We start from the raw sequence: 21578 nt of genomic DNA on the forward strand, positions 1-21578 counted from the left end.
TCCGCCAGGTCATGGTGTTGCGCGAAGCGACGCGGGAGAACTCAACGAGACACGACTGAGGCCCGTCATCGGCCCCTGAATCGGCGCCGTCGAGAAGATGCACAGGTCGTGCGTACCGCCATGCGCAGCAACGGAAGCGGCCACATGGTAGGTGCTGCCCGGCACGCCCTTCGCAGGCAGAGGCATGCTCGCCGCCAACGGACCATCGCACGTGTCGAGGTGAACTTCGAGCTCGCCTGCTGCCGTGTGCGATGCACGCGCCACCACCTTCGAGGCGTCATGTGCCAGGCCGTAGTTGCGGGCGAGCCATGCGCCATCGATGTCGATCGAAGAGACATCGTCCAGCGGCACCTTCGCCACGCGCCAACAGCTGTTCATCACATCAACGTTGTAGACCGGCGCAGGCGAGGTGGCGTCGGGCAGCAGCGGCACGCGCAGGCCCAGGTCACCTTTCGGGCAGCCTTCAAGCGCGCGATCGCCATAGCTCGCAAGCGTCCGCGCGTCGAAGCGTTGCGTGCTTACGCGCGCCAAGGGCGTTCCGTCAGCGGCAAACGTCGTCGCGCTGATGGTGACGGGAAGCGTCGCTTCGATTGGCTCGTGGTAGGCAGGCGAGCTTGCCACCGGCATGGTTCCGTCCGTGGTGTAGCGGATGGTGACGGACGATTCCTGCGCGGCAAGCGTGACACGAACCTTGTCGGCGGTTTCATTCAGGCGCTGCGCACGCATATCGACGGCGAACGCGCTGTCGGCGTAGTCGATGCCCATGCCCCGGTAACGGGCGAACTGCGCGGGAAGCCTTGCGATGAAGTTGTCGTAGTGCCGCGCGTTCGCCGGCGTCCAGGCGGCCTCGGCCAGGGCGTCCAGTCGAGGAAACGCCGCATGCTGGATCTGCCAGGGCGCAGTGAGGTACTCGGTCCAGATATTGGCCTGCGCTCCCAGCACGTGCTTCGCCTGCGCGGCAGACAACTTGGGCGACACAGCTTCGAACGCATAGACGCTGGCGAGCGTCTGCACGCCCAGCCGTCCGGAAGGCTCGTCGTCGAGGTGACTCTGCAGGTTATCGAAGTAGAGCGTCGGTGCCGGCGACAGCACGACATCATGCCCCAGCTTTGCCGCATCAATGGCGCCCTGTGTGCCGCGCCAGGACATCACCGAAGCGGACGGCGGCACGCCGCCCTCAAGGATTTCATCCCAACCGATCAGTCGACGTCCATGCTGTGCCAGGTATTGCCCCATGCGCTCGATGAACCAGCTCTGCAGCGCGTTCTCGTCCTTGATGCCCAGCGCGCGCATGCGTGCCTGCACGGCCGCCGATGCCTTCCATTGGTCCTTGATGGCTTCGTCGCCACCCACGTGGATGAAGGTCGAGGGAAACAACTCCATCACCTCGTCCAGCACGTTATGCAGGAAATCGATGGTGTGCTCGTCGACGTTGAAAAGGTACGGATTGACGCCCCAGTTGATCGACACCGGCGGCTGCTCGCCGGTAACGCCAATGTCCGGGTAAGCCGCCACGGCGGCCTGTGCATGGCCGGGCATGTCGATTTCCGGCACCACGGTAATGTGACGCGCGGCGGCATAGGCGACGATGTCCTTCACCTCGGCCTGGGTGTAGTAGCCACCGTACTTGCTGTCGCCATCACCCGGCGGCCGACGCCATGCACCGACCTGCGTGAGCTTGGGATAGCGGCGGATTTCCAGGCGCCAGCCCTGGTCGTCGGTGAGATGCCAGTGGAAGACGTTGAGCTTGTGCTGCGCCATCGCATCGAGCAGTTGCTTGATCTCCGCCGGCTGCTGGAAATGCCGCGCCGAGTCGAGCATCAGGCCTCGCCACGCAAATCGCGGCCAGTCGGCAATATGCAGCGAAGGCACCGAGACGGCGCCCTTAGCCGCATCCGGCGTCATCAACTGCCATGCGCTGATCGCGCCGTAGAACAACCCTGCCGCATCCCTCGCGGTGATGCGCATGCCTTGCGCGTCGACGTCAAGCACATAGCCTTCCGCTTGAGTGACGCTGGCGGACGCATCGCTACGGATGACGATGCCGCCGCGAGTCGTGGCCGCCGCATCCTCTATCACCGGCAGCGAAAGCCCGCGCGTTCGCGCGAGCAGGTCCGCCAGATATCGGGCAGCTTCGCTTGCCGCGCGATCCCCCGGCGCGACATGGATGACGGCGGCCGCGCTGATCGCATAGCCGCCCTGTCCCAGGCTGACCTGCGCGGGAAGCGGAATGATGGATGGCGCAGCCGTGGCGTGGGCATCGACGGCGAGCCCCAACAGGCTCGCCAACGCCAGCGCCATCGTTGCCTTCAATCCACGCTTAGCGCACCGCATCGGGCAACGCCTCCCAGATCTGCGGATCCTCGGCACCAATCACCCAGGCGCAGAAGCCTTCCAGGCCGTATTGCTTCACCACGTCGTAGCGGTCGCGAAACGCGTGCGCATCCGGCAGGAACACCCACTCGCGCATCTGGTCGCGATAGAAGTAGAACCACGACTCGTGCTCCACCGGATCCCACTGCATGGTGGCGTTGAATTGCTTGGCCAACGGGAACGATTCGTCCGCATCGATGTATTGCGCGGAGATATTGGAGTGTTCCTTGCCGTCCTCGCCCACGGGGTCGCCGGCAAACCAGTGGTAGCCGTAAAGGCCGATGCCGAGCGAAAGCTTTTCTTTCGGCACCACCTTCAGGGCGTATTCGAGGTTCGCCATCACCCAAGGCATGCCCGCCACCGGACCCGGCGTGGTCCAGCGCGTGTGCTCGTCGTACGTCATCAGACAGACCAGATCCAGCGCCTGTCCCAGCGCCTTGAGATCGTACGCACCTTTCCAGTATTCCCAGATCCATTTGGCGAAGGGCCCGCGGCCCGAGTAACCCGGCGCGTTAGGCACCACCGCCATGGAAAGCTTGAGGCCGTGCTTGTGCAACGCCTCGGCAGTCTGCTGCGTCAGCAACGTCAATGCGTCGCGATCAGTCCATGCAATGTTCTCGAAATCGAACTGGAAGCCGGTGAAGCCGTACAGCTTCGCCTGTTCGATCATGCCGCTGATCATCGCCTTCTTGGCGGTTTCATTGATCAACAACTCGTGGAACTTCTTGCGGTCGCCACCCGCCGAAATGATGGGCATCACCGGCACATGGTGCGCCTTGGCGAGCTTGAGCACATAGAGGTTCGGTGCACCCGAAACCAGGCCGTTCTCGTCCACGCCAAACCAGGTGGGCACCAGCAGATCGACCTTGTCGATGTGTGCTTCGAAAGAGTTGATCGATTTCTGTACTTCGATCATGTAGAAGAGCGCGGTTGGCGCTTTTGCAAAGGCGCCGGTCGACGCACATGCAAGACACAGCGAAAGGGCCAGGGACATCCATCGTTTCATGGCGCAGCCTTGAGTGAACGGGGAGTGGAGAAGGTGATGCGATAGACGTACGCATCGCTGCCGATTGGTCGGGAAGGAAGGCGCAGGTGCAGGCCGTCGGCATCCTGGGTGAACGGAATCACGCGGCCATCCGCCACGGATTCGACACGAGCGACCTTGTCGTCCGGCTTGATCGAATGGATGGTGGCCTGGGCGTTGCCCGGCCAGTCCAGCTCGATGGCGTAGAGCTTGCCGTTGCCGGTGGTGAAGCGGAAATCCTCGGCGGTATATGGCCTGGTCTTGGTGTCCTGGAAGGTGCCGCTCACCACTTCGGTGGGGCCTTCGCCAAACGTGCGCCACGGCTTGCTGCCATAGATCGCCTCGCCGTTCGTCTTCAGCCAGCGGCCGATGCTGCGCAGCGTGTCCTGCGCGCCTTGGGGAATCGTGCCGTCGGCGCGCGGCCCGACATTGAGCATCAGGTTGCCGTTCTTGCTGACCACGTCCACCAGCAGATGGATGATGAAGGTCGGCGACTTGTACGTGTCGTGCTCGATGTAGCCCCAGGAGTCGTTGCTGATCGAGGTGTCGGTTTGCCAGTGAGCGGCGTGGATGTCATGCAGTTGTCCGCGTTCGATGTCCAGCGTGCCGGCGCCATCAGCGAAATCGCCCAGCTTGTAATTCACCACCACGCCGTCGCGCTTCGCGCCCTCGTTGTAGTAGTACGACAGCAGCGTGGGCAGCGTGTTGCGGAAGGTCGGGTGACCGATCCACCAGTCGAAATAGATCAGGTCCGGATGGTATTTGTCGGCCAGCTCGGCGGTGCGCGCGAGCCAGTCGTCGAGCCACGCCTGGGAGACGTAGGTCCAGTCCTGCGCCAGGTTCTCGTCTTCCTTGCTCAGATGCGCCACGGCCGGGCCGTACAATTCCGTATTGCGCGGATCGTTCACGTCTGAATCGAAATGGCGCCCGCCATCGAAGAACCAGTCGTGCTCGGCGCGATGCGAGGACACGCCAAAGCGCATGCCCTGCCCTCGCACGGCGCGCTCCAGTTCGCCGATCACGTCGCGCTTGGGGCCCTTCTTCACTGCCGTCCAGTCCGACAGTGCCGAGTCGTACATGGCGAAGCCATCGTGATGTTCCGCCACGGGCACGACATAGCGCGCACCGGCGTCATGGAACAGCTGCGCCCACGCCTTCGGGTCGAAGTGCTCGGCCTTGAACATCGGCACGAAGTCCTTGTAGCCGAAGGTCGATTGCGGGCCATACGTGGCGACATGATGGGCGAACTCTTTCGTGCCCTGCTGGTACATGTTGCGCGAATACCATTCGCTGCCGAACGCGGGCACCGAATACACGCCCCAGTGAATGAAGATGCCGAACTTCGCATCGTCGTACCACGCGGGCGAGCGATATTTCTGCAACGAGGCCCAGTCGCTGCGAAACGGCCCCTGACTCGCCGCCTTGGCGACGCGATCGAGTATCGCCTTTCGTTGCGGCGCGAATTTGGCGCTGGCCTGCTGCCATGCCTGATCCTGCGCGGCGGGCGGCAAGGTATCCGCCGTGGGTGCCGTGGCCGACTGCGCCCACGCCGATGCACACAGCAACCAGCTTGCAACGAGCGCGCAGCGCGCGGCCGGTTTCATCATGGCTGTTCGTCCTTGTTCGGGAGGAAGTGGGCGCTGCCGATGTTCAACGGGTGGTAGTCGCTGGCCACGCCGCCGGCGCGCACGCCGTCGGGCCGGATGATGTCCACCAGAAGGTGCACGGCAGCGCCCTTGCCTGCGGCTGGCCACGCGCCCTCGATATGGACGGGTTGCGCGAGGTCGCGCAGCACTTCGTCACCGTGCGCGAGTTCGTGGCCGCGATCGTCGATGGCGCGCCAGTGGGCGACATAGTTCTGCATGGAATACGAGGGCAGATGCGTAGCCGGATAGCCGCTCACCGTAGCCTTGAATCCGCGCAGCCCGCCGGCATCGACCTCCCATTGCGTCGCCACCGACAGTGGTTCGTTGCGCGCTTCGTAAATCGCGTAAGACGGCCGGCGCTGCCTGTTCTCGTCGACCAGACCGTGGTCGACATAGCCTTCCGTCTGGCCCGCCCATAGGTTGCGATGGGACTTGTAATCCTGATACGTCCAGAAGATCGCACCGGCAATGAAGCTGCGCCGCTGGATGGCATCCATCTGCTGGAGCAGGTTCTCGCTGCGCGCCTTGTCCGCCGATGCACTGTCATGCGAGAAAACGCCGGGATAGCCGAACTCGGAAATGATCACCATCTTGTCGGGATAGGTGCGGTCGACGAAATCCAGCCACGGTTCCACGTCGCTGCCCGAACCGCTCCATGATCCGAAATAGGCGTTGGCCATGATGAAGTCGACGTCGTGCATCACGGGCGCCTCTTTCCATGGCTTGATGCTGATGTCGGCATCAGCAAAGGTCACATAGCGGCCCGGATCGATCTCGCGAATCAGCGAGGCCATCGCATCCACATAGGCGCGGCCGCCGGGCATGGAGGCGTCGCTTTCGTTGCATACGCTCCACGCGAAGATGCTGGCGTGGTTGCCGTCCTGCTCGATCATCTCGCGCATCATGGCCTTGGCGAGCGCGAGCAGCTTCGGGTTCTTGAGCTGCGCCTCGCTGAATTGCCAGACCGGGATTTCCGGTATCAGCAGGATGCCGTGCCGATCGGCAAAGTCGAGTACGGCGTCATTCTGCGGATAGTGCACCGGCCGCGTCAGTGTGGTGTGCAGGGCGGCCATGTCGGACCAGTCGCGGCGTATCGTTCCCGTCGACTCGGCCAGCCCTTCCCACGGTGAATCCTCGTGACGGCTGACGCCGCTCAGTCGCACCGGTTTGCCGTTGACGTAGAGGCGGCGGTCGCGAATGACGATGTCGCGTAGCCCGAACGACTCGCTGCGCGAGTCGAGCACGGTGCCGTCGGCAGCGTGCAGTTGCGTCACCCATTGGTAGAGCCGCGCGTCGCCGACGTTCCACAACTGAGGATGCGGCAGGTTGACGGCAAGCGTGACGGCGACGGGCTGTCCTGCGCTTGCCGTGACGTCACGCTGCGCCTGAGCCACCGCCTTGCCGTCGGGATCGACGATGCTGGCAGTCACGCTATAACGACTGTCGCCACCATCGACGTTTTCGACGAATACGTCGCTGCTCACGCTGGCTGCATCGCCGCCAAGCTTGCTCGTGATGCGTTGCCGCCGGATCAGCGCGTGATCGGAGACGGTGAGCCACACATCGCGCACGATGCCGCCGTAATGCCACCAGTCGTACCACACGCTGCCGCTGCCGGCCTGCCGCATGGCGTAACCGGGAATGGTGGCCTCGCCGGGGAGGTTATCCAGGCGCACGGCGATGAGGTTTTCTCCCGCGCGCAACTGCTTGCCGATATCCAGCGCATACGCCGTGTGCCCGCCCTCGTGGCCACCCACTTCCACGCCATTGACCCAGACGCGGCTGCGATAGAACGTGGCGCCGAAGTGCAGTTCGACATGCGACGCAAGCATCGACGCAGGCGCCGTGAAGCTCTTGAAATACCAGGCGACACCTTCGTAGTCGTCGTCCTCGCCGATGTTCCAGGTGTGCGGCACATCCACCAGCCGCGTTTCCGCCGGCGTCGCGGCGGACCAGCCGGCGGCGAGGCCCGCGTCGGCGGCATCGGTACGGAATCGCCAATCGTGATCCATGTCGATGCGCACCTGCGCGTAACTGGCCACTGACCACAGCAACATCGACCACAGCACCATCCGCACGCGATGCAACTTCGATCTCATTCCCTGCCCCTGCTTCGTCGGCATGAACCCGGCGGAAGATGTCGTATCAGCGCCCCAGTCGCCAGTTCGCCGCACCCAGAACGCCCAGCCGTCCGTGCTCGACGACAACGACGGGCGTGTTGTTCAAGAACGCGCGCATCACGCCCTTGTCCCGGAACCGTTCGGTGAATGGCCCGGAGCGCAGGATGCTGGTGATTCGCGCGAGAAAACCGCCGGCGAGACAAACGCCGCTGCTCGCGTTGAAGGCGATGGCCACGTCGCCGCAGAACGCGCCGAGCCAGCGACAGAATTGATCGACGGTTTGCGTGGCGAGCGTATCCATGCCGGCCAGCGCCAGGGCGGTGATCTCGCTGGGGTCCGTAAGCGTCGCCGGCATGCCTTGCACCACCGCGAGCGCGCGGTAGAGGCGCAGCAGGCCCGGCCCGCTGAGCACGCGGTCATAAGGCACGTAACCATCTGCCGGCCCCAGCACCGCGCGAATGGCTTGCTCGATGCCAGGGCGAGCGGCCAATTCCATATGCCCTGCTTCGGTATGCAGCACGCGAGCCGGTCGGCCCGGCAGCCACAATGCGGCGCCCAACCCCGTTCCGGGACCGATCACGGCCACGGCGCCATCGGGATTGCCAACGCCATCCACAATGGCCGTGCTGTTCTGTTCCCCGAAATCGCCAACAGCATGGGCGAACGCTTCGAAGTCGTTGAGCACGTCGACGGACGCGAAGCCGCCTTCAATGCACAGATCCTCCAGCAGGACGGGCCAGGCCAGGCTCTCATTGATCACCACACCTTGCTCGACGAATCCCGCGCAGGCCAGCACCAGCACGTCCGGATACACGTCGTGCTCGCGACAGAAGCTGCGGAGAATGCTCGTCAGCGAGGCGTGCTCGGCGCAGCGATACACCTTGTAGAGGACGATCTCCGGCTTGCCTGTCGCCGCGTCGGGCACCACCAGGCCGATGCGCGCATGGGTGCCACCGAGATCTGCCGCGAGAAAAGGCGGCACCAGGTGCGACTGCCGCCCGATGGTGCCGACGATCTGGCCACCTCTGTCCCGAAGGCGATCCATATGCAGGGGTTCGGTCCCCTTATCCGACAACGGCGCCATCAACCACCCCGGTGCTGTGCATGCCTCAACCACGTTCGTTGGTAGACGAACAGGCGCTTTCCATCTGTTCGGCGGCAAGGCCATCGCGATGCCTGAGCTTGTCGGCTCGACCATCGGCGGCCCGCCCATCCGCTCACATATAAACCTAGTTTTTATCTATGCACAAGTAGTAGGATGCCCGAAAGGCCTCGCGGCCGGGGCAGTCGCGCACCGTCGCGCCGTCACACGGCCAATCAGAAAGCGGTTTTGGGGGTTTTGATGCCGGGTCTGCACAATCACCAGATTTCGCCAGGCAGGCCGGATCGGGCGACCGCCCGACTCGCGTCACTCGCCTTTGGTGGAGCGCCGGTGGGCAACCTGTATGCAGGCGTATCCGACCAGGCGGCCCGGGAAGCGATCGCGCACGCCTGGCGGCAAGGCATACGGCATGTCGACACCGCGCCCTATTACGGATACGGCCTCAGCGAGGCGCGCATCGGCGAAGCGTTGGAAGGTATCGAGCGTTCCAGCTACACGCTTTCCACCAAGGTCGGCCGGCTCATCGATGTGGACGTAGATCGCGCGGACCGCAGTGACGGCTTCGCCGTCGATGGCCGCCGCGCTCATTTCAACTACACGCGTGATGGCATCCTGCGCAGCCTTGATAGCAGCCTCCGGCGGCTTCGCACCGATCGCATCGACCTGCTCTTGCTGCATGACATCGGCGCGTTGACGCATGGGTCCCGTCACCCGCAAGTGTTGGCGCAAGCGCTCGACGAGGCGTTGCCGACCATGGCCGAATTGCGCGGCCAGGGCGTGGTGGGCGCCATCGGCCTGGGCGTAAACGAAGAAGCCGTCTGCCTGGACGTGATGGATCGCTTTCCATTGGACGCGATCATGCTGGCCGGCCGTTACACGCTATTCGAACAGGCACACAGCCGATCCGTCATGGCGCGCGCTCAAGCCGATGGCGTGTCGGTGCTGATCGCCGGCCCGTACAACTCCGGCCTGCTCGGCGCGGATGCGGGCCCCGGCGACACCTACGACTACGCTCCCGCATCGCCGGCCATCAAGGCACGTGCACAGCAGTTCTACGACGCCTGCGCACGCGCGGGTGCAAGTGTCGGCGCGGCCGCACTGCAATTTCCGCTCGCACACCCGGCGGTGTCGAATGTCGTGTGCGGGCTGCGCTCGGCGTCCGAGGTTGATGACGCCGTCGCACGCATGCAGGCCACGGTTCCCGATGCAGCCTGGGCGCTGCTGATCGAACAGGGCCTGATCGATCAAGGCGTGCCCACGCCATGATCATCGACGCACACCGCCACTACTGGGATCCGTCGCGCCTGGAGTACGGCTGGTTGGCGCATGCCCCTGTCGCGCTGCAGCGCGCGTTTCTTCCCCCGGATCTCGATCCGACGACGGACGCCTGCATCCTCGTGCAAGCCGCCCCGGATGAGCGCGAAACGCTGTTCCTGTTCGACATCGCCCGACGCACCGATGGCGTGCTCGGCGTCATCGGCTGGGTCGACATGGAAGCGGACAACGCGACGCAACGCATCGCCGCGCTTGCCGAACAAGGGCAAGGACTGCTGCGTGGCATCCGCCCGATGGTGCAGGACATTCCCGATACGGAATGGCTGGCGCGCCCCTCGCTCGACCGCGCGTTCGACTGCCTGCGCGATCACGGCCTGGTTTTCGATGCGCTGGTGGACAACCGCCATCTGCGCGCGCTTTCGCAGCGACTGGCGCAGCACACGGGCTTGATCACCGTGGTGGATCACGGCGCGAAGCCGAACATCGCCGATGGCCAGTTCGCCTCGTGGGCCAGCGCGATTGCCCGCGTCGCGCAGGTGCCGGATGTGTCCTGCAAATTGTCGGGACTGCTGACATTGATCGATGCGAATGGCGACGCGTCAGCCATCGATCCCTACGCGGCGCACCTCTTCGAAAGCTTCGGCGGCCAGCGCGTTATGTGGGGCAGCGACTGGCCCGTACTCACCACGCACGCGACCTACGAGCAATGGAAAGCCCGCGCGCAGACACTCACACGACGTTTCGCCCCGCACCACGAGGCGGCGGTGTTTGGCGCCAACGCCGCGACGATCTATTCACTCGCCACACCCGTGCCGGCGCCTGCATCGGAGGGAATGTCATGACAACCCGTTTCACGTATCGCCCATGCAATGACGTGGAGTGCCTCGGATGAGCGGCCGATTGTCCGGCAAGCATGCGCTCGTCACGGCGGCGGGAGCGGGCATCGGGCGCGCGACCGCATTGGCCTTTGCCGAAGCTGGCGCGACTGTGCTGGCCACCGACATCCACGAGGACAGCCTGGCATCACTGGCATGGAGCCATCCTTCGATCAGCACCCAGGTGCTCGACGTCACCGACGACGCGGCGATCCGCGCGTTGGCGAAAGCGACCGGGCGCGTCGATGTGCTGTTCAACTGCGCCGGCTACGTGCATGCCGGCACCATCCTCGACACCGATGACGAGAGTTGGCGGCGCTCGTTCGCCATCAATGTGGACAGCATGTTCCACCTGTGCCGTGCGCTGCTTCCGGGCATGTTGAACCGCGGTGCGGGAAGCATCATCAACATGTCGTCGGTGGCATCGAGCATCAAGGGTGTGCCGAATCGTTTCGCCTATGGCGCCACCAAGGCCGCCGTGATCGGACTGACGCGCGCCATCGCGGCCGACTACGTGTCGGCCGGCATACGCTGCAATGCCATCTGCCCGGGCACGGTCAAGACGCCATCGCTCGCCGAACGCGTGCGCGCGCTGGGCGGCGATGAGCAGGCGGCATGGCAGGGCTTTACCGCGCGCCAGCCGATGGGGCGTCTCGGCACGCCGGAGGAAATCGCCGCGCTCGCCGTCTATCTCGCCTCCGACGAATCGTCCTTTACCACCGGCACCATCCACATCGTGGATGGCGGCTGGTCGAACTGATGGAAGCCATTGCATGAAACTTTGCCGTTATGGGGAACGTGGCGCCGAAAAGCCTGGAATGATCGACGGCGATGGCGCATTGCGCGATCTCTCGGGCGTGATCGACGACATCGGCGCCAACGTGCTCAGCCGTGACGGCCTGCGCCGCTTGATGGCCATCGATCCCTCCACCCTGCCCCGCATCGATGGCACACCACGCTACGGCGTGCCCGTGGCGCACGTGGGCAAGATGCTCTGCGTGGGCATGAACTACGCCGACCACGCCGCTGAAACGAATGCGCCCGTGCCTGAGCAGCCGGTGCTTTTCATGAAAGCCACCACCGCCATCGGCGGCGCCAACGATGCCGTGGTGATTCCGCGCGGCTCGGTGAAGACCGACTGGGAAGTGGAGCTGGGCGTGATCATCGGCGGGGTCGCGCGGGATGTCTCCGTCGGCGACGCACTCGATCACGTCGCCGGCTACGCGGTGATCAATGATGTCTCCGAGCGCGAGTTCCAACTGGAGCACGGCGGCCAGTGGGTGAAAGGCAAAAGCTGCGACACCTTCGGGCCGATCGGCCCTTGGCTGGTCACCAAGGACGAAGTCCCCGACCCGCAAAAGCTCACCCTCTGGCTGGAAGTGAATGGCCACCGTTACCAGCATGGCAACACGCGCACGATGGTGTTCGGCGTGGCGCAACTGGTGAGCTACATCAGCCGCTACATGACCTTGATGCCGGGCGACGTGATCAGCACGGGCACGCCCGCCGGCGTTGGCCTCGGCCTGCATCCACCCACCTACCTCAAGCCCGGCGACGTGATCGAACTGGGTATCGACGGACTGGGTCGGCAGCGACAGGACGTGCTCGCCCATCCTGCTTCATCCGCGTGAGCGATGTCCCGTTTCTTATTGAGTCACCGGCACCGGAGGCCGGCCCGATGGTGAAGATTACCGCCCTGGAAACGTTCGACGTGCGCTTTCCCACGTCGTTGGCGCACGACGGCTCGGATGCCATGAATCCCGATCCCGACTACTCCGCCGCCTACGTGGCGCTCAAGACCGATGCGTCCGATGGCCTCGCCGGTTACGGGCTGGTGTTCACCATCGGCCGCGGCAACGACATCCAGACCGCCGCACTCGCGGCATTGCGCCCCATGGTGGTCGGTCGCGCGGTCGACGACATCGTCAGCGACCTGGGCGCGTTCGCGCGGCAGCTCACCGGCGACTCGCAGCTGCGCTGGCTCGGCCCCGAGAAGGGCGTGATGCACATGGCCATCGGCGCGGTGATCAACGCTGCGTGGGATCTGGCCGCACGCAAGGCGAACAAGCCCGTCTGGCGTTTCATTGCGGACATGACGCCCGAACAGCTGGTGGCGCAGATCGACTTCCGCTACCTCACCGATGCGCTGACGCCCGAGCGTGCACTGGCGATCCTTCAAGAAGCCGAGCCACACAAGCAGGCGCGCATCGCGCAGCTGGAGGCGGAAGGCTATCCCGCCTACACCACTTCGCCCGGCTGGCTCGGCTATACCGACGAGAAGATGCAGCGCCTCGCCAGGAAAGCCGTGGCGGATGGTTTCCGCACCATCAAGCTCAAGGTCGGGCTGCGCATGGAAGACGATCTGCGACGCTGCCGTCTCGCGCGCGACGCCGTGGGCCCGGACATCGCCATCGCGGTGGACGCCAACCAACGCTGGGACGTCCAGACGGCCATTGAATGGCTCAAGCCGCTGAAGGACATTGGCCTGGCCTGGGTCGAGGAGCCGACCAATCCCGACGACGTGCTCGGCCACGCCGCCATCCGCTGCGGCGTCCACCCCATTCCCATCTCCACCGGCGAGCACGGGCAAAACCGCGTATTGTTCAAGCAGCTATTGCAGGCCCAGGCCGTCGACCTAATCCAGATCGATGCGGCGCGCGTGGGCGGCGTGAACGAGAACCTCGCCATCCTGTTGCTGGCCGCGCATTTCGGTACACGCGTTTTTCCGCATGCGGGTGGCGTGGGCCTATGCGAACTGGTGCAGCATCTGGCCATGGCCGACTTCGTGGCCATCACCGGCAAGAAGGAGGATCGTGCGATCGAATTCGTCGACCACCTGCACGAGCATTTCGTGGAGCCCGTGACAATCGCACAAGGGCGCTACCTTGTGCCTACGGCACCGGGCTTCTCCGCGCGCATGCACGATGCCTCGATCCGCGATCATCTCTACCCTGACGGCATCGTGTGGAAAAGCGCAGCCAAGACGGCCGTGGGGTGAAGCATGAAGACGCCCGTGACGAATATCGCCGACCTCCGCGAGATCGCTCGCCGGCGCGTGCCGCGGGCCTTCTTCGAATACGCCGATCGTGGCTCCTACGATGAAGTGACGCTGCGCGAAAATCGACGCGCGTTCGAACGCCTGCAACTGCGCCAGCGCGTGATGCAGAACGTCGACCATCGCTCGCTGGGAACCACCATCCTCGGCTCGCCGGTCAGCATGCCGCTGGCCATTGCACCCACGGGTTTGACCGGGCTGCAGCACGGCAGCGGCGAGATCCTCGGTGCGCGTGCAGCGGCCGAAGCGGGTATTCCGTTCTGCCTCAGCACCGTGTCCATCTGTTCGATCGAGCAGGTGCGCGCCGCCTGCGACACGCCGTTCTGGTTCCAGGTCTACGTGATGCGCGACCGCGGCTTCACCCGCGAACTGATCCGCCGCGCCCGCGCCGCGCAATGCTCCGCCCTGATGCTCACGGCTGACCTCACCGTGCAGGGCCAGCGTCATCGCGAAATCAAGAACGGTCTTTCCGTGCCACCCAAGGTGACCCTGCGGAACCTGTTCGACATCATGGGCAAGCCTCGCTGGGCATGGAGCGTGCTCAAGGCACCGAGCCGCTCGTTCGGCAATCTGGATGGGCGCATCCAAGGGGCCGACAGCCTGACCACACTTGCACAGTGGATCGCCAACCAGTTCGATCCCACGCTGAACTGGAATGACCTTGCATGGATACGCGAGGAATGGCCGGGCAAGCTGATCATCAAGGGCATTCTCGATCCGGAGGATGCACGCCTGGCCGTGGAGCATGGCGTCGATGCCATCGTGGTTTCCAATCACGGCGGACGGCAACTCGATGGCGCTCCCGCCACCATCGACGTGCTTCCATCGATCGTCGATGCCGTCGCGGGCCGCACCGAGGTGTTGTTCGACAGCGGCATCACCAGCGGCCAGGATCTGATCAAGGCGCTGGCGCTGGGCGCGCGCGCCGGACTGATCGGCAAGGCCTTTCTCTACGGACTGGGCGCCAACGGGCAGGCCGGCGTGACGCAGGCCATCGAACTGATCCGGCGCGAACTGAGCGTCACCATGGCGCTGACCGGGCAGCGCGACGCTACGCGCATCTCGCGCGATATTCTGTGGCGCAAGGCCTGATCAATCCGCGCATTCGGCCAGATCGAAGATCTTCTGCATCGGCACCCATTTCTGCCCTGCCCCGGCCCATGGCAGCGGCCGCTGGAACGTGGACATCAGGGTTTCCCACGCCTGCACGCGCTCGCTGGCCGCATCGGCGAGCGCCTTGGCTTGCGGATCGAAATCGGCGCCGACCCGCATCAGCATGACCAGCCGCGTGCCGGTGCGGAAGATCTGCATCTCCTCGATGCCCGACGTGCGGATCGACGCCACGATCTCCGGCCAGATGTTCTCGCGGCGATGCCAGCGTTCGTATTCGGCGATGAGCGCGGGATCGTCGCGCAGGTCCAGCGCCAGGCATTGCCAGCTCATGCCGGCACTCTCGCCATCGCACGCTGCCACTGCTGCTGCGCGAACAGGAAGATCGCCACGAAACATACGGCGGGCACGAGCATGGCGTGCGCGATGCCGACCCGATCCGATACCACGCCCATCGCGGCCGTGAGTACCGCGCCACCAACGATGGCCATCACCAGCAGCGCCGCGCCGAACTTGCGCTCGTCATCGCTACGGCCTTCCACGCCCAGCGCGAAGATCGTGGGATACATCACCGACATGAAGAAACTCGACGCCACCAATGCGTAGATGCCGATTCGTCCCGGATCAAGCGCCGCCACGGCCATCAGCAGCACGTTGGCCAGCGCAAACAACGCCAGTACGCGCGATGCCTTCAGGTGCTTCATCAGTAGCGCGCCTGCAAAACGGCCCGCCATGAAGCACACCAGCCCCGCCGTGACGAAGCTGGCCGCCGTCTTGTCCGCCGTGCCCGGCATCGTCGCCTCCGCATAGCGGATCATGTGACTGAAGATGGCCACTTGCGCGCCCACATAGAAGAACTGCGCGGCGACCGCCCCCAGGAGACGACCATCGCGCAGCAAGCGCCTCAACACGCCCCGCTCGACGGGTGCGCCTTCCTCGCGAACGCCCGCCGACGGGAAGCGCGTCAGCACGATCAGCGCTGCCCAGAAAATCACGCCAAGGCCAATGATCAGATAAGGCATCTGCACGGCAGCGGCTTCGCTCTTCATGAACGCCTCGCGCGCGCCCTCGCTCATGGCGGCGAGTTCCGCAGGCGAGTGCTGCACACCGGTAAAGATGAATTGCTGACCGATCAGCACGCCGGCGATCGAGCCCAGCGGATTGAACGCCTGCGCCAGATTCAGCCGCGAGGCTGCCGACGATGCCGGCCCCAGCAAGGTGACATAGGGATTGGCCGAGGTCTCGAGGAAAGCCAGTCCGCACGCGATGACGAATAGCGCCGCAAGGAACATGGCATACGTCGCATAGGCCGCGGCCGGCCAGAACAGCAGCGCGCCCACACCATACAGGGCCAACCCCAGCACCACCGCCGACTTGTAGCCGTACCGCCGCATGTACGCTCCGGCAGGAAGCGCGATGACGAAATACCCGAGGTAGAACGCGCTTTGCACCAGCGCCGCCTGGAAGTCGGACAGCGTGAAAGCCTTCTTGAATTGCGCTACCAATACGTCATTGAGGTTGTTCGCCACACCCCAGAGAAAAAAAAGACTTACGATCAAGACCAGGGGCAGGAGCGGGACGCCGTCCCGGAAGCGACCACCCGCCGTGATCGGCGCGGCTTGTGGGTGCATGAACGTCATCCTCCGGCCGTTGGCGAGGGCGTCCATCGGCACGGACGCAACAATTGTGCAAATATGAACTTATAGTTTATATGTACCACAAGGTGCGGCGCAGCATGACGGGTAGTGAGCCGGCTGGAATCAACTCGTAAGAACCCGCCATTGGCTGCATGACGAGCCACTCAATAACACGGACGCATATGGCTGCTGAGTCTCCCAAATACCGCGCTCCCGCCCTCGACAAGGGATTGGACATCCTTGAACTGCTGGCACGCGCCGTGGCGCCGCTGACCATTGCGGAGATCTCCGAAGGCGTCGGCCGTTCGCGCGGCGAAATCTTCCGCATGCTGCAGGTGCTGGAAGAACGCGACTACATCAGTCGCCCGGATGGCGAGGGTCGTTACTCGATCACGCCGCGACTCTTCCGCCTGGGCATGGAACAGCCGCCGGTGAAGAGCCTGGTGGAAACAGCCCTGCCCATCATGCACAGGCTCGCGGACGACATCGACCAGTCGTGCCATTTGGTAGTGCCGTCACAGGAACAGATCGTGGTGATCGCACGCGTCGATCCGCCGGGCGAAATCGGGCTGGTGGTTCGCGTGGGCCATCGTCGCCCGATTTCCCACTCCGCCTCCGGCTACGTGTTGCTGGCATGGCAGGACGACGACACCCGCGAACGCTGGTTCACCATGATGATGGCGCACGAGCCGCAGCTGCGCCGCGCACCCATCGAAGAGGCGATCCGCGACATTCGCACCGTGGGCGTTGCCACCATTGCGAGCCAGGTGGTCGATGGCGTCACCGATATTTCCGCGCCGGTCATGCAGCACGATCGCGCCATCTGCGCCATCACCATTCCCTTCATCGAACGGCGCGGCTCCAACATGACCATGGCGACCACCACCCAGTTGCTCATCAAGGCAGCCAACGACGTGTCCGAGGCGCTGGACCATCGCTCCACGCCATCGCTGGGCAATTGACGTCATCGCCCATGCACTGGCGGGAGGCGTCGCAGATCATCCGCCCAGGGCGATGATCGCCATGGTCAGGCACACCCCGATCACCGTCATGCCAAGGCCTGCTCGCCAGGCGCCAAGACCCGCATAGCGGCCCAGCGCAAAGCCGCCACCAAAGAGCATGGCCAGGCTGAGCACGCGCGAAATCAACAGCGCCTTGGGCACGTCATCGAGCAGCATGAAAGGAAGCACCACGGGGAACGTGGACAGCACGACGATCAGGAACACGCGCGCCGCGCGCAACAGATCGATGAGATAAAGCCGCGGGCGCTCCGGCAAGGGTTTCAGGTTGACCAGCTTGGCCCTGAGCGGCTCCAGATCGGCGTCCGACACGAGGATCTCGATCAGGGGCGGCAGCGCGTTGCGAACCACGCCGATGCCGGCGGCCACGTCGGGTGCATTCTTCGTATCGAGCGCGAGCGTCAGCCGATTGCCGCGGCCGATGAGTGTCTGCAAGAGATACATCATGGCATCGGCCAAGCCCCAGGCGAGATTGCAGCCCAGGGCAGCACGCCACATGGTGGATGGCGTTTCCTGGTCCGGCCCCACGGTGGACACGGCTCCGACAAACGTCAGTGCCATGAGCAGTCCAAAGCACATCTCCGACACGCGCGCCAGAATGTCCAGTCCGGATCCGGCAACCACGGGTGACCCGTGTTCTGCGGGACTCTTCGCTTGGTTCATGACACTGCTCCTCTAAGCAGGTTCATGCTTGCGGCCGCAGCCAGGACGACCGTGCCTATCGTTTCTTGATCAGCGCGAAAAGCGGCGCCGAGATGAGCAGGATGAGCAGCGCCTTGCGACCGAGTTCGGCGCCCTGCCCCAGCACCACACTCAGGCAATAGAGGCAGGCCATCACGCCAATCACCACATAGAACTGAAGCTTGGCCGTCGACATGTCGATGTCGCGATTGAGCCGCCACATGGCCACGACGGAATAGAGATACGGCAACACCATCAGCACCACGGTGGCGTCGGTGATGTGGGCGAACTGCGTGGCCAGGTCAGGCGACGTCGTGATGAGCAACATCAAGGTCATCATGATGCCGGTGATGACGAGGTTCTGAACCGGCATGCCGTGCTTGTTGGTCAGTGAGAAACGATGCGGAAACATGCCGTCGCGGGCGGCTGCCTCGCCGGACTGGGCCACGATGAGTATCCAACCCACCAGGGACCCGGACGCCTTGAGAATGGCCGCCAGCGAAATGATCACGGCCGCCCACGGCCCCAGCATCGCCTGCGCCGCCTCCGCGAACGGCGCTCCGGAGATGCGAAGCTGGGAACCGGGAATGATGCCCATCAACACCGTGCAACAGGAAATATAGATCGCGGTCGAGATCAGCAAGCCGATGATGGTGGCCAGCGGCACGTTGCGTTTCGGGTTCTCGATGACGCCCGCGGAAACGGCGGCGCTCTCCACGCCAAGAAAGGCCCACAGCGCGATGGCGCCGCTGCGCCCGATCGCCGTCATGGTCGGCATCTCCTCCGGATTCCAGCTGGCCATGAACACATCGGGCCGAAACCAGAACCAGCCGAGCAGACCGACAAAGGCAATCGGCAGGATGCCGGCCACGGTGCTGATCGCCGTGAAGTGTCCCACCGCGCGGGCGTCCCGCGTGTTGAGCCAAACGAACAGCCAGATGACGCCGGCGGTACATGCGTTGGCAATCCAGGGATGTTTGAGCACCGGAAAGAACACGGCCAGGTAACCCGTCACCGAGACGGCGATGGCAACGTTGCCGATGACGTTCGCGACCCAGTAGAGAAAGTTGGTCTGGAAAGCGGGAAACGCGCCCATGTGATCGCGCGCATAGGCATACGGACCGCCCGCCTTGGGCTCGACCATGCCCAGGTGCGCGAAGACCAGACCGAGCGCGCTGGCGCCCAGCGCCGCCACGATCCAGCCCAGGATGGAAATGCTGCCGACGCTGGCAAGACTCGACGGCAACAGGAACAGGCCCGTGCCCACCATATTGGCAACGACCAATGAGGACGCCCCCATCAGCCCCATTTTCTTGCCGCCGCCTGTGCTCATGAGCGTCCTCGTCAGGAGGACTTCAAGCACTGCAGATAGTATTCGCCGTCCTCCACCTCCACGCCGTGCGTGTCATGGCCAAATCCGGGGAAGGTGTGGTCCCAGCTCTGCAGTGCTTTCAGATAGCCCACATACGGGCCATCCGCCGGACCGGCCACTTCGCCCGGCATCAGCATTGGAATGCCCGGCGGGTAAGGAACCACGCTCGTTGCCAGCGTCCGCCCGGCGAGATCGGCCAGCGCCACACGCTCGACCTGCACGCGCAACAACTGCTGATAGGCATCCGCCGGCGACATGCGCACATCGGGAAGGCTTGAATAGGCGTGCTGCAGATGCTGTGTCTGATTCGTTCGCTTCATCTCCGCGAACATCTGGTCGCCCAGTCCGCGCAGGCCGAGACTGCCATAACGGTCGGGATGGTTTGCCACCAGTTCCGGCATCACGCGCTCGAGCGGCCGGTCTTCGTCGTAGTCACGCTTGAAGTCGAGGAAGGCGGTGATCAGCGTGCTCCATTTGGCCTTGGTGATGCCGATGGAGAAAAGGAACAGCACGCCAAAATCGCTGGTCTTCTCCACCACGATGCCGCGCGCGCCGAGATAGGCCGTGAGCAGCGTTGCCGGGAATCCGGTTTCGCCCAGCGAGCCATCGTCCTGCACGCCAGGTGTAAGCACCGACACCTTGATCGGGTCCAGCATGCAGTAGCCGTCCTCCAGATCGCCAAAGCCATGCCAGTTGTCGCCGGGATGCAGCACCCACGCGTTGGCATCCGTCGCCAGCCATTCCGGTGGCGCATCGACGAAATCGATCTTGGCGCCGGTGTTGAGATCCGTCACCACGTCAGGATTCCAGGTGCGGAAGAACCACGAGCCCTTGCTGCTGAAGTCGCGATGCAAACGTCCCACGATCTGCCGGAAATGAATGGCCTCATCGATGCACTCGCGCGTGAGGCTCAAGCCGCCCAGGCCATCCATCATGGATGCGGCAACCTCGTTCGACGCCATGATCGGATAGAACGGCGAGGTGGAGCCATGCATCATGAACGATTCATTGAAGCGTGCGTGCGGAATGCTGTTGCGACCATCGCGCACATGGATATACGACGCCTGCGAAAACGCGGCCAGCAGCTTGTGCGTGGAATGCGTGGTGAACACGGTGGGGCCGTTCGCGTCGTGCTCGGAGGCTGGCCCGTGCATCGCAAGCCTTCCCGAGTAAAGCGGATTGAACCTCGCGTAGCCGTACCAGGCTTCGTCGAAATGCACGCGATCGACCCAACCGCCCACTTCGTCAAGCACTCGCGACGTGTTGTAGCAAAGGCCGTCATAGGTGGAATTGGTCACCACCACGAACACCGGCTGCTGGTCTGGCAGGTTCTTCGACAAGGGGTTGTTGGCGACGGCGCTGCGAACGCTCGCCTCCCTGAACTTGTCGGGGTAGATCGGCCCGATCAAACCGTAACGGTTGCGCGATGGCACCAGGTAATGCGGAACGCCCCCGGTCATGGTGAGGCCGTGCTCGATCGACTTGTGGCAGTTGCGATCGCACAGCACCACCTGGTCGCGCCCCACGCAGGCCATGAAGATGATGCGGTTGGAGGTGGACGAGCCGTTCGTCACGGTATAGCTGCGATGCGAGCCAAAGATACGCGAAATGTATTTCTCGCTCTCGCCTATCGGCCCGGTGTGGTCAAGCAGCGAGCCGATCTCGCCCACGCTGATGGACAAGTCCGTGCGAAAGATGTGCTCGCCGTAGAAATCGTAGAAGGCGCGGCCGGTAGGATGCTTGAGGAACGCGGTGCCGCCCGTATGGCCCGGCGTATGCCATGAGTATTCGTGGACTTCGTTGAAGTTGGCCAACGCGGTGGTCAACGGCCCGAATAGCGTCGCCAGGTAGATGCGCATGGCCGTGTGCACGCGGCCGCTCACAAAGGTGGCCGAATCCTGCGACAGCCAGATCAGCTCGTTGATGGCCTGCACCGTCTCCACGCTCAGTGTCTGCGCCTTCTCCGGCTCGGTCATGAGGAAGATCGGCACGTTCTCGTTGCGCGAACGGATAAGGCTGATCAGCTCGATGGCCGCTGCATTGTTCCGCTCCACGCCATCGCCATCGGGCAGCGACCAGTCGATCAGCATGGCGTGGATGGCCGCATCGGAGATGATCGAGGAACGCGCGTCATCCACCGTGGAGGCCGACGTGGTTTCCATGTTGCGCTCGGCAAACTCTTGCTCCAGCGTTCGGCAGGCTCTTCCGCCGGCACTGTCGGTGCCGACCTTGGAGTGAACCAACAGCACGCGTAGTTTCTGGCGCAGGTTGCGACGCTCGAGCATGGCG

General features: G+C 64.0%; 17 protein-coding genes. 7 read left to right on the plus strand and 10 right to left on the minus strand.

Going from position 1 to position 21578, the window contains the following annotated elements; genetic code table 11:
• Nucleotides 1–9 precede the first annotated feature (9 nt).
• From ABIC75_RS01965 to ABIC75_RS01985, 5 genes are read right to left on the minus strand one after another with little or no spacing between them, the layout of a single operon-like run.
• Complete coding sequence (locus tag ABIC75_RS01965) at nt 10–2334, minus strand: family 20 glycosylhydrolase (protein ID WP_354012185.1); 2325 nt, start codon at nt 2332–2334, stop codon at nt 10–12.
• Nucleotides 2321–3379 (minus strand): glycosyl hydrolase family 18 protein, encoded by a 1059-nt coding sequence (locus ABIC75_RS01970; protein ID WP_354012186.1) that lies wholly within the window; start codon nt 3377–3379, stop codon nt 2321–2323. The genes ABIC75_RS01965 and ABIC75_RS01970 overlap by 14 nt, the downstream gene beginning before the upstream one ends.
• Nucleotides 3376–5001 carry an alpha-L-fucosidase gene (locus tag ABIC75_RS01975; protein WP_354013047.1) on the minus strand — a complete coding sequence of 542 codons (1626 nt, stop codon included), beginning with the start codon at nt 4999–5001 and terminating at the stop codon, nt 3376–3378. Before ABIC75_RS01975 ends, ABIC75_RS01970 begins: the two co-directional genes overlap by 4 nt.
• Nucleotides 5001–7142 (minus strand): glycoside hydrolase family 2 protein, encoded by a 2142-nt coding sequence (locus tag ABIC75_RS01980; protein ID WP_354012187.1) that lies wholly within the window; start codon nt 7140–7142, stop codon nt 5001–5003. Before ABIC75_RS01980 ends, ABIC75_RS01975 begins: the two co-directional genes overlap by 1 nt.
• A 46-nt stretch (nt 7143–7188) precedes the next feature.
• Nucleotides 7189–8208, minus strand: coding sequence for a glucokinase (locus ABIC75_RS01985; protein ID WP_354012188.1), 1020 nt, complete (start codon nt 8206–8208; stop codon nt 7189–7191).
• Nucleotides 8209–8505: 297 nt separating this feature from the next.
• Here ABIC75_RS01985 and ABIC75_RS01990 point away from each other — a divergent pair, with 297 nt between their 5' ends.
• The 6 genes from ABIC75_RS01990 to ABIC75_RS02015 are packed head-to-tail and all read left to right on the plus strand — an operon-like array spanning nt 8506 to nt 14562.
• Entirely contained in the window at nt 8506–9531 is a 1026-nt protein-coding gene (locus tag ABIC75_RS01990; RefSeq protein ID WP_354012189.1) for an aldo/keto reductase, read from the plus strand.
• Nucleotides 9528–10382 (plus strand): amidohydrolase family protein, encoded by an 855-nt coding sequence (locus ABIC75_RS01995; RefSeq protein WP_354012190.1) that lies wholly within the window; start codon nt 9528–9530, stop codon nt 10380–10382. The genes ABIC75_RS01990 and ABIC75_RS01995 overlap by 4 nt, the downstream gene beginning before the upstream one ends.
• 46 nt (nt 10383–10428) lie before the next feature.
• Entirely contained in the window at nt 10429–11175 is a 747-nt protein-coding gene (locus ABIC75_RS02000) for an SDR family oxidoreductase (protein WP_354012191.1), read from the plus strand.
• A gap of 13 nt (nt 11176–11188) precedes the next feature.
• A complete protein-coding gene (locus tag ABIC75_RS02005) occupies nt 11189–12046 on the plus strand; it encodes a fumarylacetoacetate hydrolase family protein (RefSeq protein WP_354012192.1) in 858 nt (285 codons plus the stop codon).
• A gap of 47 nt (nt 12047–12093) precedes the next feature.
• The gene (locus ABIC75_RS02010) at nt 12094–13413 is read left to right on the plus strand and encodes an enolase C-terminal domain-like protein (RefSeq protein ID WP_354012193.1); all 1320 of its coding nucleotides are present in this window, start codon (nt 12094–12096) and stop codon (nt 13411–13413) included.
• 3 nt (nt 13414–13416) lie between these two features.
• Nucleotides 13417–14562, plus strand: coding sequence for an alpha-hydroxy acid oxidase (locus ABIC75_RS02015; RefSeq protein WP_354012194.1), 1146 nt, complete (start codon nt 13417–13419; stop codon nt 14560–14562).
• Here the strand turns inward: ABIC75_RS02015 and ABIC75_RS02020 are convergent, their stop codons facing one another.
• On the minus strand, nt 14563–14913 hold the full coding sequence (locus tag ABIC75_RS02020; protein ID WP_354012195.1) for an L-rhamnose mutarotase: 351 nt from the start codon (nt 14911–14913) through the stop codon (nt 14563–14565).
• A complete protein-coding gene (fucP, locus tag ABIC75_RS02025) occupies nt 14910–16211 on the minus strand; it encodes an L-fucose:H+ symporter permease (protein ID WP_354012196.1) in 1302 nt (433 codons plus the stop codon). Before fucP ends, ABIC75_RS02020 begins: the two co-directional genes overlap by 4 nt.
• Before the next feature lie 188 nt (nt 16212–16399).
• On the opposite strand from fucP, the gene ABIC75_RS02030 reads away from it, so the two are divergent.
• Nucleotides 16400–17179 carry an IclR family transcriptional regulator gene (locus tag ABIC75_RS02030; protein ID WP_354012197.1) on the plus strand — a complete coding sequence of 260 codons (780 nt, stop codon included), beginning with the start codon at nt 16400–16402 and terminating at the stop codon, nt 17177–17179.
• 36 nt (nt 17180–17215) lie between these two features.
• Here ABIC75_RS02030 and ABIC75_RS02035 read toward each other — a convergent pair whose 3' ends face one another.
• Genes ABIC75_RS02035 through ABIC75_RS02045 form a run of 3 tightly spaced genes read right to left on the minus strand, consistent with a single transcriptional unit; the run spans nt 17216 to nt 21574 of the window.
• On the minus strand, nt 17216–17899 hold the full coding sequence (locus ABIC75_RS02035; RefSeq protein ID WP_354012198.1) for a hypothetical protein: 684 nt from the start codon (nt 17897–17899) through the stop codon (nt 17216–17218).
• A 55-nt stretch (nt 17900–17954) separates the two neighbouring features.
• Entirely contained in the window at nt 17955–19250 is a 1296-nt protein-coding gene (locus ABIC75_RS02040; RefSeq protein WP_354012199.1) for an amino acid permease, read from the minus strand.
• Between the two features lie 11 nt (nt 19251–19261).
• A complete protein-coding gene (locus ABIC75_RS02045; RefSeq protein WP_354012200.1) occupies nt 19262–21574 on the minus strand; it encodes an Orn/Lys/Arg decarboxylase N-terminal domain-containing protein in 2313 nt (770 codons plus the stop codon).
• Between the last annotated feature and the right edge of the window lie 4 nt (nt 21575–21578).

The organism is Dyella japonica, from assembly GCF_040545895.1.
GTDB lineage: Bacteria > Pseudomonadota > Gammaproteobacteria > Xanthomonadales > Rhodanobacteraceae > Dyella > Dyella japonica_D.